Here is a 16059-nt window from a genome sequence, read left to right on the forward strand (position 1 = left end):
CGGTATACAATCGTATTCAAGATTATGAATAAGTTAATGTTGGCATTTTGCAACGTGACGACATGCCGCAGAGGCAGCAGATCGGAAATAAGGGGTTTTCAACCGCCCCCCGCAGGGTATATTCCAGCCTCATGACGATGATGGCTCATATCCCTTCCCAAGCCCTGCGCCCCTGCGCAGCGCTGCGTCATGGCCTTCTTCTTAGCTGCCTCTGAGCGTGCCTTCGGCGCGAGGCTCAGAGGTGACCGTATGCGCCGACCCTGCACAGCACAAAAGCTAAGAACAACGAGAGAGATTTCAAAATGACCACGACTTCCAAACAGGATCGCGTCCTGATTTTCGACACGACTTTGCGCGACGGCGAACAGTCCCCCGGCGCCACCATGAGCCATAACGAGAAACTCGAAATCGCCGCCATGCTCGACGAAATGGGCGTCGACATCATCGAAGCCGGTTTCCCCATCGCCTCCGAGGGCGATTTCGAGGCGGTCTCCGACATCGCGAAAGCGTCGAAAAACTCCGTGATCTGCGGTTTGGCGCGCGCCAATTTCAAGGATATCGACCGCTGCTGGGAGGCCGTGAAACACGCAGCCCGTCCCCGCATCCACACCTTCATCGGCACCTCGCCGCTGCACCGCGACATCACCGCGCTCACGATGGATGCGATGGCGGATCAGATCCACGAGACCGTCAGCCACGCCCGCAACCTGACGGACAACGTGCAATGGTCGCCGATGGATGCGATCCGCACCGAACACGATTATCTCTGCCGCGTCGTCGAGATCGCAATCAAGGCCGGTGCGACCACGATCAACATCCCCGACACGGTGGGCTATACCATCCCGCGCGAAAGTGCCGACATCATCCACATGCTCTTGGAACGCGTGCCGGGCGCTGACGAGGTGGTTTTCGCGACTCACTGTCACAACGATCTTGGCATGGCGACCGCCAACAGCCTCGCCGCTGTCGAAGCGGGTGCGCGTCAGATCGAATGTACGATCAACGGCCTGGGCGAGCGCGCTGGCAACACGGCTCTGGAAGAAGTGGTGATGGCGCTGAAAGTCCGTCACGACGTCATGCCCTATGACACCGGCATCGACACCACCAAGATCATGGGTATTTCGCGCCGCGTGTCGCAGGTCTCCGGTTTCCCGGTGCAGTTCAACAAGGCAATCGTCGGCAAAAACGCCTTCGCGCACGAATCCGGCATCCACCAGGACGGCATGCTGAAGAACAAGGAAACCTTCGAGATTATGCGGCCGCAGGATGTGGGCCTGTCGGGCACGTCCCTGCCCTTGGGCAAACACTCGGGCCGCGCCGCTCTGCGCGCCAAGCTCGACGAACTGGGTTATCCGATGGCCGACAACCAACTCAAGGACGTGTTCGTCCGCTTCAAGGATCTGGCCGATCGCAAGAAGGAAGTCTTCGACGACGACCTGATCGCTTTGTTGCGTGATGCGGGTGCCGCCGAGCAGAACGAGCGCATCAAGGTCAAGTTTCTGCGCGTGATCTGTGGCACGGAAGCACCGCAGTCCGCCGATCTGATCCTCGAAGTCGATGGCGTCGAAAAACAGGTCACCTGTCAGGGCGACGGTCCCGTGGACGCGACCTTCAAGGCGATCAAGTCGATCTTCCCGACCACCGCACGCCTGCAACTTTATCAGGTGCATGCCGTGACCGAAGGTACCGACGCGCAGGCCACCGTTTCGGTGCGTCTCGAAGAGGATGGCAAGATCGTCACCGGTCAAAGTTCCGACACCGATACGGTCGTGGCCTCCGCCAAGGCCTATGTGAACGCGATGAACCGCCTTCTGGTGCGCCGCGAGAAATCGGCCCCGGATTCGGATGTGAAGACAGTTAAATACACCGACGCCGTCTGATCGTGACCCGTCAAAGCCGAAAAGGCGCTCTCAGGGGCGCCTTTTTGCTACGCAACACCCGTTTGTGAGCGGGTCTTTGCCATACACGCCACGCACGGCCCCTTTCCCATAGCCCCCGCGCCCCCTATAAGTCTGCCGATACGGGGGGATTCTCCCCATGGGCACAGTGCAGACATCGGGAATATTATGGCGGGACTTTCGGGTATCTTCTCCTCGGATATGGCAATCGACCTTGGGACAGCGAACACGCTGGTCTATGTCAAGGGGAAGGGGATCATTCTCAACGAACCCTCCGTGGTCGCCTACCACGTCAAGGACGGGCGCAAACAGGTGCTCGCCGTCGGTGAGGACGCCAAGCACATGCTCGGCAAGACCCCCGGCTCGATCGAAGCCATCCGCCCGATGCGTGAAGGCGTAATCGCCGACTTCGACACCGCAGAAGAGATGATCAAGCACTTCATCCGCAAAGTTCACAAACGCACGACCTTCTCCAAACCGAAGATCATCGTCTGCGTGCCGCAGGGCGCGACGCCCGTCGAAAAACGCGCCATCCGTCAATCCGTCCTTTCCGCCGGTGCCCGCAAGGCCGGTCTGATCGCCGAACCCATCGCCGCCGCCATCGGCGCGGGCATGCCGATCACCGACCCGACAGGCAACATGGTCGTCGACATCGGCGGCGGCACCACCGAGGTGGCCGTTTTATCTCTGGGCGACATCGTTTACGCGCGTTCCGTGCGTGTCGGTGGCGACCGCATGGACGAGGCGATCATCTCCTACCTGCGCCGCCAGCAGAACCTTCTGATCGGCGAAGGCACCGCCGAACGCATCAAGACCACCATCGGCACCGCGCGGATGCCCGACGACGGGCGCGGTGCCGTGCTCTCGATCCGGGGGCGTGACCTTTTGAACGGCGTGCCGAAAGAGATTGAGATCAATCAGGCGCAGGTCGCCGAAGCGCTCGCCGAACCCGTGCAGCAGATCTGCGAAGCGGTGATGCAAGCGCTGGAAACCACCCCGCCCGATCTCGCCGCCGACATCGTCGACCGGGGCGTCATGCTCACCGGCGGCGGCGCGTTGCTCGGCGAGTTGGATCTGGCACTGCGCGAACAGACGGGGCTTGCGATCTCGGTTGCCGACGAGTCACTCAATTGTGTGGCTCTGGGCACCGGCAAGGCGCTGGAATATGAAAAGCAACTCCGGCACGTTATTGATTACGACACCTGAGATACTGCGCCATTCAGGGCGCGGGTTGGTTGCCTGAGAGGACATCTTGGCCAGAGACAGGGGCACAGCGGATGAATACGTCCGCCCGATCCGGCGTTTGCTGATCGGGATCCTGCTGCTGTGTCTCACCGGCCTATTCATCCTCTGGCGGATCGACAGCCCGCGGGTCGAACGACTTCGCGCGGGGCTTGTCGACAAATTCGTTCCCTCAATGGAATGGGCACTTGTGCCGGTGACGAAAACTCTCGGCATGGTCGAGAATTTCCAAAGTTATCAACGGCTTTACGAACAAAATCAGGAGCTTCGCAACGAGTTGCGGCAAATGCAGGCCTGGAAAGAAGCCGCCCTTCAGCTCGAACAGAAGAACGCCAAACTCCTCGATCTCAACAATGTCCGCCTCGACCCGCGCTATACCTATGTCACCGGCGTGGTGATGGCCGACAGCGGCTCGCCGTTTCGCCAATCCGTACTTCTGAACGTCGGCGCGCGCGACGGGATCGTCGACGGCTGGGCAACGATGGACGGCATCGGTCTTGTTGGACGCATTTCCGGGGTGGGCCAGAACACCGCGCGGGTGATTCTCCTGACCGACAGCAATTCGCGCCTCCCGGTGACGATCCAACCCTCCGGCCAGCGCGCGATCCTCTCGGGCGACAATTCCATCCGCCCTTCGCTCGATTTCATCGAGACGCCTGAGCTTGTGCGCCCCGGCGACCGGGTGATTTCCTCAGGCGATGGGGGCGTTTTCCCGCCGGGCATTCTGATCGGTCAGGTCGCGAAAGGCCCGGATCGCCGCTTGCGCGTGATCCTTGCCGCCGATTACGAACGGCTCGACTATCTGCGCGTACTTCGCACCCATGAAAGCGAGCGGATCACCGACCCCGGTGGACTGATTGTCCCCGAAGACGCGACTCACCCGATGGGAGCAGAGCAGGCAGGGACAGGAACCGGGGCGCCGGAGGCCAGCGATGGTTGATCCCCGCACGGTCCGAACCCTGTCCTTTCGCGTGGGCTATCTGCTCATCGCCTTCACCGCCGCGTTCTTCTACCTTCTGCCAATCCAGGTTGGCGCAGGGCATTGGCCAGGTCCCGATCTGATCCTGTCGGTGGCCTTTGCCTGGGTGCTGCGCCGCCCGGATTACGTGCCGGTGTTTCTCTTCGCCCCCGTCATGCTGATCGCCGATTTCATCTTTCTGCGCCCACCGGGGCTTTGGACCCTGCTCAGCGTTCTGGGCCTCGAATTTCTGCGCGGGCGCGAGACCACCTCCCGCGATATGTCCTTTGCCATGGAATGGATGATGGTCGGGGGGGTGATGCTGGCCATGGGGTTGCTCTATCGTCTTGTGCTGGCGGTCTTCATGGTCGACCAGACATCCCTCGGCCTTGCACTCATGGCGCAGCTCTCGACCCTCCTGAGCTATCCTCTCGTCGTGCTGGTCTCGCGCTATCTGCTCGGCATGACCAAGATCAGCCCCTCCGAGGCCGATGAAATGAGATATGCGCGATGAAACGGACCCCCACGGAAACCGCAGCCTCGACCCGCAAGATCAGCCGTCGCGCATTGTTTCTGGGCGGCTCACAAGTTGCCTTCATGGGCGTTCTGGGCCTGCGCATGCGCTATATGCAGGTCGAACAGGCCGATGAATTCCGTCTTCTGGCCGAAGAAAACCGCATCCGCGATTTCCTTCTCCCGCCCGCACGCGGGCTGATCTACGATCGCAACGGCGCGCTTCTGGCCGAGAACGAACAGACCTTCCGCGTGGTGATCCGCAAGGAGGACGCCGCCGAACTGGACGCCGTTCTGATGAAGCTCGAAGAGCTGATCGGCATCACGCCGGAGGATCAGGCGCGCGTGCGCAAGGAGCTCAAGGACGCCGGCCCTTCCGCCCCGGTGATCATCGCGGATCGGTTGAGTTGGGAAGATTTCTCTCTGGTTTCCGCCAACGGCCCTGCTCTTCCGGGGGTGACGCCGGAGGTCGGACTGTCGCGCTATTATCCGCTGCACGAGGATTTCGCTCATCTCGTCGGCTATGTCGGCCCGGTGTCGAGCTATGACATTTCGAAGATGGAAACCGTCGATCCGATCTACACCATTCCGAAGTTCCAGCTCGGCAAATTCGGCGTCGAGGCCAAGCTCGAAGACGTGCTCAAAGGCAAGGCGGGGCTGCGCCGTGTCGAACAGAACGCCTATAGCCGGATCATTCGCGAATTGGACCGCAAGGAGGGCGAGTCGGGCGCGAATATCCAGCTCACCGTCGACCACAAGGTCCAGAATTTCATCCACGCGCGTTTGGGCGGGGAAAGTGCTGCCGCCGTGGTGATCGACGTGGAGACCGGCGACATCATCGCCGCCGCGTCCACCCCCGCCTTTGATCCGAATCTCTTCGTGCGCGGGATTTCCTCGGCCGCCTACTCGGCTTTGCTGGAAAACGACCATCGCCCCCTGCCCGCGAAATCGGTTCAAGGGTCCTATCCGCCCGGCTCCACCTTCAAGATGGTGACGGCGCTGGCCGCGCTGAACAGTGGCGCTGTAACACCGGAGGAAACCGTGCGCTGCCCCGGCTATGTCGAAGTCGGCGGGCGACGGTTCCACTGTTGGAAACGGGCGGGGCATGGCAATCTCAACCTCGTAGGCTCGCTACGCCATTCCTGCGACGTCTATTATTACGAGATGGCCCAGCGCACGGGCATCGACAAGATCGCCGAAATGGGCCGCAAACTCGGGCTCGGACAGGAATACGACCTGCCGCTTTCGGGGATCAATTCCGGGCTGATGCCGGACAAGCAATGGAAACTCGCGAAACGCGGGGCGGAATGGGTGGTGGGCGACAGTCTCAACGCCGCCATCGGGCAAGGTTTCGTGCTGGCGACCCCCTTACAACTTGCCGTGATGACTGCACGGATCGCGACCAACCGTGAGATCGTGCCCCGCATCGTGAAATCCATCGACGGTGTCGAACAACCGGTTCAGGGCGGCGCGCCTCTCGAACTCAATGAAAACATGCTGCGCGCGGTGCGTCAGGGCATGTATGAAGTGTTGAACTCCAACCGCGGCACGGCCTTTGCCTCACGGATTGCCGACGAAACCATGCGCATGGCGGGCAAGACCGGCACCTCGCAGGTGCGCTCTACCGTGGTGAACAACAAGGAAGTGCCCTGGGAGCAGCGCGACCACGCGCTGTTCGTCGCCTTCGCGCCCTATGACAAGCCACGCTATGCGGTCTCCGTCGTGGTTGAACATGGTGGCGGCGGTTCCTCCGTCGCAGCCCCGATCGCACGTGATGTCATGCTGTTCTCGCTCTATGGTGCGGTGCCGCCGCTGTCGGCCTACCCGTCCTCGCAACAGAACACGATCCGGGAACGCTTCCGCACTTTGCCGCTGATCGGCACCGAGGCAGAGCAGGTCGAGAGGAGCCAAGCGTGAGCTACCTCGAAAGCAATCTCAAGACCATCCCGACCGGCATTTCGAAAGTGCTCTATCTCAACTGGGCGTTGGTGCTTCTGCTCTCGGCGGTGGCCTCGGTCGGCTTTCTTATGCTCTATTCCAATGCCGGCGGTTCGTTTCAACCCTGGGCGGAACCGCAGATGAAACGCTTTGCCCTCGGCATGGTCGCCATGTTCATGATCGCCATGGTGCCGATCTGGTTCTGGCGCAACATCGCAGGTGTGGCCTATATCGCCTCGTTCATCCTCTTGATTTTCGTGGAATTTTTTGGACACGTCGGAATGGGTGCTCAACGCTGGATCGACCTCGGTTTTATGAAGCTTCAGCCCTCGGAACTGATGAAGATCGCCCTTGTGATGCTGCTTGCGGCCTATTACGACTGGCTCCCTCTGGAGAAAGTCTCCCGTCCGCTCTGGGTCGCCATCCCCGTCATCCTGATCCTCGTGCCGACCTTTCTTGTGCTCAAGCAGCCCGATCTCGGCACCTCGATCCTCCTGATTGCGGGCGGAGCCATCGTGATGTTCGCTGCCGGTGTAAGCTGGTGGTATTTCGGCGCTGTGGTGGCGATCTTCGCCGGGCTGATCAGTGCCGTCTTCATGTCCCGCGGCACCTCCTGGCAGCTTCTCAAGGATTATCAGTTCCGCCGCATCGACACGTTTCTCGACCCTTCGACAGACCCCTTGGGCGCGGGCTATCATATTACGCAGGCCAAGATCGCCCTGGGCTCCGGCGGCTGGACCGGGCGGGGCTTCATGCAAGGCACGCAGTCGCGTCTCAACTTCCTGCCGGAGAAACACACCGACTTCATTTTCACCACTCTGGCGGAGGAATTCGGTTTTATCGGCGGCTTCTCCCTTCTGGCGCTTTACGCCGGGATCATCGTTTTCTGCCTGATCTCCGCGATGAACAACAAGGACCGCTTCGGCGCGCTCGTCACCATCGGCATCGCCGCGACGTTCTTTTTCTTCTTCGCGGTGAACATGTCGATGGTCATGGGACTGATGCCTGTCGTCGGCGTGCCCCTTCCGCTCGTGTCCTATGGCGGCTCGGCGATGCTAGTTCTGCTCGCCGCTTTCGGCATCGTGCAATCCGCTCATATTCACCGTCCCAGAGGGAAGCGATGAGCCTGACCATCCTGTTTTCCGCCCCGGACCGGCTCTGGCCCGCCTACGCGACCGCCCTGCCCGAAGCCCTGCGCAAGGCCGGGATCAACGCACGACTGACGCGGGAGGCCGATCCCGCCGTCGTCGATTACATCGTTTACGCCCCAAATGAGATCCTGAGCGATTTCACGCCCTTCACCCGCGCCAAAGCGGTCCTGAGCCTTTGGGCCGGGGTCGAAAAGATCGCCCCCAACACCACCCTGACCCAGCCCTTGTGCCGTATGGTGGATGCGGGTCTGGCGCTCGGGATGCGCGACTACGTGGTGGGGCATGTGATGCGATATCATCTCGGCATGGATCGCCATATCCATGGCCTCAAAGGTGTCTGGGATCAGACCACCCCGCCGCTCGCCCGCGACCGCAAGGTGACGGTTCTGGGTCTCGGCGAACTGGGGCGCACCTGCGCCATAGCGCTATCCACCCTCGGCTTCGATGTCACCGGCTGGTCACGCCGCCCCAAAGAGGTCCCCGGCATCACCTGCCTCTCCGGGCCGCAAGGATTGAAAACAGCGCTGAGCACTGCCGAGATTCTCGTCCTGCTGTTGCCCGACACAGCTCAGACACAAGACATACTGAATACCGACAGCCTGAAACGCCTCCCCAAAGGCGCCATGCTCATTAATCCGGGGCGCGGTACGCTGATCGACGACGACGCGCTGCTCGCCGCCCTCGACAGCAGCCAGATCGGCCACGCAACCCTCGACGTGTTCCGCACCGAACCTCTGCCCGGGGACCATCCTTACTGGTTGCATCCCAAAGTCACCGTCACGCCCCACATCGCCGCCGAGACCCGCCCCGCGACCGCCTCGGAGGTGATCGCGGAAAACATCCGACGCGGCGAGACGGGCGAAGCTTTCCTGCATCTCGTGGATCGCGGCGCGGGATACTGACCCCATTCTGTCTTCATTGCAGGAAAAATATTCAGATCACCGCAGGATGGGCGGCGCGTTCGGGTCCATGCCGGGCGCGGACGGTCCGTTGGTTTCCAGCGGTTCCGGCTCCGGCAGATCGAAGCGCAACCCGAAGCGCGCCAGCGACGCACAGACCGGATCGGAGGATTTAAAGAAGGCAACATCAAGCGCGCCCGCCTCGATCCCGGAAAAGATCAGCGCTTCGGAGACGAGACGAGCCAGAGACGTTTCCGAACCGGGGATCTGATCCACGAAAGCCAGAAGGTGCGAACGTACCCCATCCTCGTATTTCACCCCGGCGAGATAGCAAAACTTCGCCAGACCACCCGCAATCGCAAGCTTGGCATCCAGCGCCGTGATCAACAGTTCCGGCAGGTCGGCGGGCGGGAAAACCTCTTCCGCCTTGCCATGAGTTTCGGTTGGCGCGTTGCCGAGCGTGGCGTGCAGCCAGTCGACCGCCGCGCCGGGAAGCAGCATCTCGGAAGGCGCGACAGTGAGATTCAGCCCAAGCCCGTATCCAGAACCGGCCAGCATTTCCGCCAGAACCCGCCCCGACATCGCCACATAGGGCGCATGCCCCGCGAATTCCGCCAAACGCTGTTCGCGGTCAAAGGCCAGAACGAAACTGTTTTCCTCCACCGGAAACACCCGCGGCGAGATCGGCCCCTCACCGTCATGCTCCTCTTCGAGCAGCAGGAACCATTCGCCGTCGGCCACCCGCTCGAAAAACCGCAGACGCGCGGTGTCGTCTTCGGGTGCGGCTTGCATCAAAGCATGGGCAAGGTCGATGGGCGTCTGTTCGGTCATGGCATGTCTCACAACAGGTCTCGGATACGGGCGCGCAACTCCGGCAAAAGCTCGGCCTCGAACCACGGGTTTTTCCTGAGCCAAGCCGTATTGCGCCAGGACGGATGAGGCAAGGGGTAGAGACGCGGCGCATGGGCGCGCCAGTTTTGCACCGCCTCGGTCAGAGCCCCCTTGTGACCCGTGTGGTAGCGGATCGCATGCAGCCCCACGGGCAGGATCAGTTCGAGTTCCCCGAGTTCTTCCATCACCCGGTCATGCCAAGTGTCGCGGCAAAGCGCAGGCGGCGGGATGTCCGATCCCTTCGCGTCATAACCCGGAAAACAGAACCCCATCGGCACGATGGCGATCCGGTCGCGGTCATAGAAGACCGCCTCATCCAACCCGAGCCACGCGCGCAACCGATCTCCCGAGGGATCGGTAAAAGGCCGCCCGCTCTCATGCACCCGCGCACCGGGGGCCTGCCCCGCGATCAGGATGCGTGCGGAAGGGCGAAACCACACCACCGGGCGCGGTGCGTGATGCGTCGCGGTGGCAGCAAACCGCTCGGCACAAAGGCGGCAGGATGTGATGTCCTCGATCAGGCTCATGGGATGGTTTTAGCGCGCGGAAACAGGAAAGGCCACTTGACTCATTTCTACATTTTTAGAAATATCGAATTAATGACAGGAGTCTCTCATGCGTATCCTTCCTCTTGACGACATTTCTCTGGCCGAGGCGGCCAGCACCTTTGCCGCCCTCGGCTCGGAACAACGCCTTCTGGTGCTGCGTGCGCTGGTCCGCGCGGGGCCAAAGGGGCTCACCATCGGCGAGTTGGGCGCGCGCACCGGCATCACGGGCGCAACGCTCACCCATCACATGAAAACCTTGGCCGCAACACGGCTCGCCAAGCAGGAAAAGCACGGGCGTTCGGTGATCTGCATCGCCGCCGATTACCGCGAGTTGGATACGCTGGTCTCAGCCCTCCTCTCCGAATGCTGTGCCGATTGCAAAGACGAGACCTGCACCCCGGACAGCCATTGCCACGGGGAAAATCATGGAGAACACCATGACTGACCTGACCCAGACCCCGCCCCGCCGCCTGCCCGTTCTCTGGAAGAAGATCGACAAGGCGCTTCTGCTCACCGCGTTCGTCTTGCTTGCGGTGGCTCTGTTCGATCCGGCGAACCTGTGGCCTACCCTGCGCTTTACCGCTGAGGCGCTCTGGAATGCCGCGCCGTTCCTTTTGTTCGCCATTATCGCCACCGCCTACGTACAGGCCTCCGGCGCGGAAACGCTTCTGTCGCGTGCTTTCGAAGGGCGTGAGATGCAGATGATCATGGTCGCGGCCCTCGTCGGCGGCATCTCTCCCTTCTGCTCCTGTCAGGTCATTCCCTTCATCGCCGCCTCACTGGCCGTCGGCGTGCCGCTTTCGGCGGTCATGGCTTTCTGGCTGGCCTCGCCCCTGATGGACCCGGCGATGTTCTTTGTCACTGCGGGCGAGCTGGGCATGGATTTCGCCGTAGCCAAGACAATCGCCGCCATCGGCATTGGCCTTCTGGGCGGCTTCGGGGTGAAACTTCTCGGTGGCACGGCGCTTTTCGCCGATCCGCTCAAGGCCTTTACCAAACCCTCCTGCTGCGCCACCTCCGGCCTGCGCGGCACACCTCTCTGGGCATTCTGGCGCGAGAGCTCGCGGATCGACACGTTCAAATCGAGCTTTCTCAAGAACCTGATGTTCCTCGGCAAATGGATGCTGGTGGCTTACGTGCTCGAAAGCGTGATGCTCTCCTACCTGCCCGCCGACATGATCGCCTCCGTCATGGGCGGCGATGGGATGCGCCCGATCCTGATCGGCGCGCTGATCGGCGCCCCTGCCTATCTCAACGGGTTCGCCGCCGTGCCATTGATGTCCGGACTGATCTCTCAGGGCATGGCCGAAGGGGCCGCGATGTCCTTCATGATCGCGGGTGGGATTTCCTGTATCCCTGCGGCGGTGGCGGTCTGGGCACTGGTGAAACCGCGTGTCTTTGTCGCCTATATCGGCTTCGCCCTTCTGGGCGCGGTTCTCGCGGGAACGATCTGGTCGATTTTCTGAGCAAACCTTTGTGAAAAGCCATCGGGAGCGTGTCCGGTGCCCCCGGTCACGCTTGCCCTGTTGCCGCAGTTGCACTATTCCCGACCCGAACAGGGCAAAGGGACCGGAGCGCACGGGCATGTACAGGGTCTGGAATTTCATCACCAACTATTCGCTGCTTTTGATCTTCGGGGCCATCACGGCACTGATCTGGGCGAATGTGGATGCGCATTCCTACCATACCTTCGTCGATTTCCCGATTGCCGAGAATTTTTTCATCGGCCATCCGCATATGGATGACGCGGGCCATGTCCACCGCACGCTGACGCTGCATTATCTGTTCAATGACGTACTCATGGCCTTCTTCTTCGCCATTGCCGCGAAGGAGGTCTGGGAGGCCGTGATCCTCAAGAACGGCTCTCTGCGCGGAAAAAAAGCCGCGACCCCGTTGATTGCAACCGCGGGCGGGATGCTCGGACCGATCGCCGTCTATCTCGGACTGGCGCTCCTGTTCGGCTCCGACACGTTCGATGCAGTGAAAAACGGCTGGGCGGTCCCGACCGCCACCGACATCGCCTTTTCCTATCTCGTCGGGCGTCTGGTGTTCGGCGCCGGTCACCCGGCGGTGCGCTTCCTTCTGCTTCTGGCGATTGCCGACGATGCGGCGGGGCTTGTGATCCTCGCAATCTTCTACCCGACCGGAGAACTGGCTGTTGAATGGCTCCTGCTTTCCGCCGCCGCCGCCGTGATCGTGTTTCTTGTCGCCAACTGGCTACCGCGCGTGCTCGACAAGCACAATCAGGTGCGCCCGAATTCGACCTGGGTGCGCAAGAACCTTAGCTTCTGGCCCTATCTGATCGCGGGCTGCATCTCCTGGTACGCTTTCATGCGCGCAGGCATTCACCCGGCGCTGGGTCTCTTGCCCATCGTGCCGACCATCCCGCATGCCGACCGCGCCTTCGGGATTTTCGCCGATGCCGAACAACACCTGCACGACCTGCTCAACGATATCGAACACAAGCTGAAAACCCCGGTCGAGGTCATCCTGTTCTTCTTCGGCCTGCTCAACGCAGGCGTCGAGTTCAACGCCATCGGCGAACCGACCTGGCTGGTGCTCGGGGGGCTTCTGATCGGCAAGCCGGTGGGCATCCTGATAATGGGCTCTCTGGCCGCGCATGTACTGCGGCTCGGGCTTCCTGCGGGGATGCGAACCATCGACCTTCTGGTGATCGGATGTGTCGCGGCGATCGGCTTCACAGTCTCGCTTTTCATCGCCTCCGTGGCTTTCGATGCACACACTCTGCTGGATGGCGCATCGGTTCAGGATGCCGCGAAGATGGGGGCGTTGTTCTCCTTTGCCGCCGCGATCATTTCCATCGTGGCCGGGAAACTGTGCAAAGTGAAGAAACAATACGTCTGAGCCACACTCTCCCAGACGGTACTGTTTCTCTCCTGAGGCCGAAATCCTGCATTTTGGCCTCATTCTTGCCACATTTGCGCGATCTGAGATGGATTTCCCGGGGTAAGACGACATAATATAGCCGAAATGGCTTGGTAGAACACTCTGCCAGAAAGCCCCGTGTAAACAGGGATGAGTTAAGCTAGTATCGTGGCGGGTGCCCATGCTCGAATTCGACAATGTCAGCAAGTCCTTCTGGACCGGAAAACAGCGCAAGGTGATCCTTGACCGCGCGTCTTTTCGTGTCGAGCTTGGCAATTCGCTTGGCATTCTTGCACCCAACGGCACCGGAAAGACCACCATCATCAACATGATGTCCGGGCTGGAAAAACCCGATGAAGGGGAGATCCGTCGCGGTTGTCGCGTGTCCTTTCCGCTCGGGTTCATGGGCGGGCTGATCGGCAAACATACGGCGCGCGAGAACGTGCGGTTCATCGCGCAGATTTACGATCTCGACCCCGATTACGTCGAGGCCTTTTGCCGCTGGCTTTGTGATCTGGACGAATACTTCGACATGCCGGTTTCGAAATATTCCTCCGGGATGCGTTCTCGCCTGTCCTTTGCGTTGTTGCTCGCGCTCGATTTCGACATGTACCTGATCGACGAGGGCATGCCCTCCACTGCGGATGTGAATTTCAACCGCAAGGCCGGGGGCATCCTGCGCGAACGCCTTGAGCGCACCACCATCATCGTGGTCTCTCACCAGGCCGCGACACTCGAAAAATTCTGTCGCTCCGCCGCCGTTCTGAGGAACGGTCGGCTGTATATGTTCGACACGCTGGAAGAGGCCAAGGCACTTTATGACTACCAAGGTTAAAGCCCAGAAATTCCGCGTACGCCGGACACCCCGCGCAGCCCAAAGTGCGGTCGCGCAACCGGATGCGGAGGTACTCTCCCCAGAAGAGGCGATTCAAGCCGACATCCGGGCCGAAGACGACAAGTTGTTCGACAATGGTGCGGCTGATGACGGGTTCGGCGACATGCCCTACCCCGGCTCTGCGGCAGCGGAAAGTAGTGTGACCCATCTTTCGCAAAACCCGACGGGGCGCAAACGCGTTCAGGGCGGCGTCGCGCGTACTCTGGCCTCCGGCACGAAAGACGAGGAGGGTGTCAGCGGCGAGGTCACGCCCGCGGACGAGGCCTCCATCGACGCCGAGATCGACGCCATCCGCCGCGAGGGCCTGAGCGGTCGGCAATTGCGCATGGCTCGCCGCGTGGCGCAAAAACACGGCATCGCCGCAACCTCCGATTTCGACGCGGTACGGTTGTTGCGCAAACAGGGGATCGACCCGTTCCAGCGCAGCACCATGCTCGAACTGGTGACCACAGACAAGGATGCCTCGCACGCACTGACCACGACCGAGGGGGCGAAACTGCCCAAGACCGTGGACAACACCCCCCAATTGCCCTCGCAGAACATGATGGACCGGCTGGGCCGCGAGGACGAGATTTCCCGCATTCAGCAAGACATCGCGAAACGCCGCCGACGCAAGATGTTGCTTCTGGCGGCACGGCTTCTGGTGTTTGTGGGCATCCCGACGCTTCTTGCGGGATTCTATTTCTACAAGATCGCGACCCCGATGTACGCGACCAAATCCGCCTTCGTCATCCAGCAGGCCGAGGCCGCATCCGCGGCGGGCAGCGGGTTGAGCAGCATGCTCAAAGGTACGTCTTTCGGCTCGTCGCAGGATTCCATTGCGGTGCAGGATTACCTGACCTCGCGCGATGCGATGTTGCGGCTTGATTCCGATGCTGGCTTCAAGGCCCATTTCGCCTCGAAGGCGATCGACCCGATCCAGCGCCTGCCGGAAAACCCGTCGAACGAGGCAGCCTACAAGGTCTATCTCGACCGTGTGAGCATCGGCTATGACCCAACCGAGGGCCTGCTCAGGATGGAGGTGGTCGCCGCCGATCCGCAAACTTCGCAGGAGTTTTCCGATCTTCTGGTGAAATATGCCGAGGAACAGGTGGATCACCTGACCCAGCGTCTGCGCGAAGACCAGATGAAAGGCGCGCGCGAAAGTCTCGCCGATGCCGAGAACAAGATGCAGGCAGCCCAGGAAAAGGTCGTTCTCTTGCAGGAGCAGCTCGGGATCATTTCGCCGGATGCAGAGACCGCCGCGATCATGTCGCAAATCTCTGGGTTCGACACCCAGTTGCAGCAAAAGAAACTGTCGCTGCAGCAATTGCTCGACAACCCGAGCCCGAACCAGGCCCGCGTCGATGGTACCCGTGGCGACATTCGGCGTCTCGAAGAGATCATCGCCGACCTGCGCAAACAGTTGACCGAGGCCTCGAACGGCGCGGGTTCTCTGGCCCGGATCACCGCCGAACAACGGATGGCGGAGGTCGATCTGGCAACACGTCAGGCGATGGTCGCACAGGCCATTCAGGCGCTCGAAGCCTCCCGGATCGAAGCAAACCGCCAGGTACGCTATCTCTCCCTGTCCTCGCGCCCCGTGGCCCCGGACGAACCGACCTACCCGCGCAAATTCGAAAACACGCTTCTGGCGCTTCTGGTCTTTTCCGGCATCTATCTGATGGCCTCTCTGACCGCTGCCGTGCTGCGCGAACAGGTTTCTGCCTGATCCGGTACGTCCTTGGCGGTTTACAGGGTGCGACATTCTGTTCAGACGGAATGCCGCCTCTGTCGCGTTCGATCTGGTATCGACACGCGGAACTGGAAAGGATCTGACGATGAGACGTTTTGCGCTTTTTCTCAGTCTGATGGCCGCTCTGCCCTTTGCCGCGACGGCGTGGTGACACTCGCCGATTTCGGCAATTGAGCTGCGATTCATACAAACGGATCGGTCTGACAAAGACACCCTGGAGCGTTTTCCGGGGTGTCTCCCATAGAAGCCGTTCCCGGATCGAAGCCGTAGAAAAATCTTTCCCCGGATGACACGAAATTGCCGAAAAAGGGGTTGCACCCGACGCGGGGACAGACTAATTAGCCCCCCACGTTGGGGTGTAGCCAAGTGGTAAGGCACCGGTTTTTGGTACCGCGCACCGTAGGTTCGAATCCTACCACCCCAGCCATATTCCTCTACATCAATGAAGCAAGGCCCGACGGACCAACTCCGCCGGAAAATGCCCCTGTTTTATGCCCCGGTTAGG

14 protein-coding genes and 1 tRNA gene are annotated in these 16059 nt (G+C 61.0%); 13 read left to right on the forward strand and 2 right to left on the reverse strand.

Annotation, left to right across the window (positions count from 1 at the left end; all coding sequences use genetic code 11):
- Nucleotides 1-302: 302 nt before the first annotated feature.
- The 7 genes from C8N42_RS18015 to C8N42_RS18045 all read left to right on the forward strand — a co-directional run bounded on the left by C8N42_RS18015 (nucleotide 303) and on the right by C8N42_RS18045 (nucleotide 8602).
- The gene (locus tag C8N42_RS18015; RefSeq protein ID WP_107817883.1) at nucleotides 303-1880 is read left to right on the forward strand and encodes a 2-isopropylmalate synthase; all 1578 of its coding nucleotides are present in this window, start codon (nucleotides 303-305) and stop codon (nucleotides 1878-1880) included.
- A 186-nt stretch (nucleotides 1881-2066) separates the two neighbouring features.
- Entirely contained in the window at nucleotides 2067-3104 is a 1038-nt protein-coding gene (locus tag C8N42_RS18020; RefSeq protein WP_107817884.1) for a rod shape-determining protein, read from the forward strand.
- 46 nt (nucleotides 3105-3150) lie between these two features.
- A complete protein-coding gene (gene mreC / locus C8N42_RS18025) occupies nucleotides 3151-4080 on the forward strand; it encodes a rod shape-determining protein MreC (protein WP_107817885.1) in 930 nt (309 codons plus the stop codon).
- The gene (locus tag C8N42_RS18030; protein WP_107817886.1) at nucleotides 4073-4612 is read left to right on the forward strand and encodes a rod shape-determining protein MreD; all 540 of its coding nucleotides are present in this window, start codon (nucleotides 4073-4075) and stop codon (nucleotides 4610-4612) included. The genes mreC and C8N42_RS18030 overlap by 8 nt, the downstream gene beginning before the upstream one ends.
- The gene (gene mrdA, locus C8N42_RS18035) at nucleotides 4609-6528 is read left to right on the forward strand and encodes a penicillin-binding protein 2 (protein WP_107817887.1); all 1920 of its coding nucleotides are present in this window, start codon (nucleotides 4609-4611) and stop codon (nucleotides 6526-6528) included. Before C8N42_RS18030 ends, mrdA begins: the two co-directional genes overlap by 4 nt.
- Entirely contained in the window at nucleotides 6525-7673 is a 1149-nt protein-coding gene (gene rodA, locus C8N42_RS18040; protein WP_107817888.1) for a rod shape-determining protein RodA, read from the forward strand. The genes mrdA and rodA overlap by 4 nt, the downstream gene beginning before the upstream one ends.
- Complete coding sequence (locus C8N42_RS18045) at nucleotides 7670-8602, forward strand: 2-hydroxyacid dehydrogenase (protein WP_107817889.1); 933 nt, start codon at nucleotides 7670-7672, stop codon at nucleotides 8600-8602. The genes rodA and C8N42_RS18045 overlap by 4 nt, the downstream gene beginning before the upstream one ends.
- Before the next feature lie 36 nt (nucleotides 8603-8638).
- Here the strand turns inward: C8N42_RS18045 and C8N42_RS18050 are convergent, their stop codons facing one another.
- Both C8N42_RS18050 and C8N42_RS18055 read right to left on the reverse strand, forming a co-directional pair.
- Nucleotides 8639-9430, reverse strand: a complete 792-nt coding sequence (locus tag C8N42_RS18050; protein WP_107817890.1) for an SseB family protein — start codon at nucleotides 9428-9430, stop codon at nucleotides 8639-8641.
- An 8-nt stretch (nucleotides 9431-9438) separates the two neighbouring features.
- Nucleotides 9439-10017, reverse strand: a complete 579-nt coding sequence (locus tag C8N42_RS18055) for a uracil-DNA glycosylase family protein (protein WP_107817891.1) — start codon at nucleotides 10015-10017, stop codon at nucleotides 9439-9441.
- 88 nt (nucleotides 10018-10105) lie between these two features.
- On the opposite strand from C8N42_RS18055, the gene C8N42_RS18060 reads away from it, so the two are divergent.
- From C8N42_RS18060 to C8N42_RS18085, 6 genes are all read left to right on the forward strand, one after another.
- Nucleotides 10106-10483, forward strand: a complete 378-nt coding sequence (locus C8N42_RS18060; RefSeq protein WP_107817892.1) for an ArsR/SmtB family transcription factor — start codon at nucleotides 10106-10108, stop codon at nucleotides 10481-10483.
- Entirely contained in the window at nucleotides 10476-11504 is a 1029-nt protein-coding gene (locus C8N42_RS18065; protein ID WP_107817897.1) for a permease, read from the forward strand. The genes C8N42_RS18060 and C8N42_RS18065 overlap by 8 nt, the downstream gene beginning before the upstream one ends.
- A gap of 118 nt (nucleotides 11505-11622) precedes the next feature.
- Complete coding sequence (locus C8N42_RS18070; RefSeq protein WP_107817893.1) at nucleotides 11623-12903, forward strand: Na+/H+ antiporter NhaA; 1281 nt, start codon at nucleotides 11623-11625, stop codon at nucleotides 12901-12903.
- Between the two features lie 202 nt (nucleotides 12904-13105).
- Complete coding sequence (locus tag C8N42_RS18075; protein ID WP_107817894.1) at nucleotides 13106-13759, forward strand: ABC transporter ATP-binding protein; 654 nt, start codon at nucleotides 13106-13108, stop codon at nucleotides 13757-13759.
- Nucleotides 13743-15530 carry a KpsE/RkpR family capsule polysaccharide export protein gene (locus C8N42_RS18080; protein ID WP_107817895.1) on the forward strand — a complete coding sequence of 596 codons (1788 nt, stop codon included), beginning with the start codon at nucleotides 13743-13745 and terminating at the stop codon, nucleotides 15528-15530. The genes C8N42_RS18075 and C8N42_RS18080 overlap by 17 nt, the downstream gene beginning before the upstream one ends.
- Nucleotides 15531-15906: 376 nt before the next feature.
- A tRNA-Gln gene (locus C8N42_RS18085) sits at nucleotides 15907-15981 on the forward strand.
- Nucleotides 15982-16059 lie beyond the last annotated feature (78 nt).

Origin of the sequence: Celeribacter persicus (assembly GCF_003050785.1) — a bacterium.
Taxonomy (GTDB): Bacteria; Pseudomonadota; Alphaproteobacteria; order Rhodobacterales; family Rhodobacteraceae; genus Celeribacter; species Celeribacter persicus.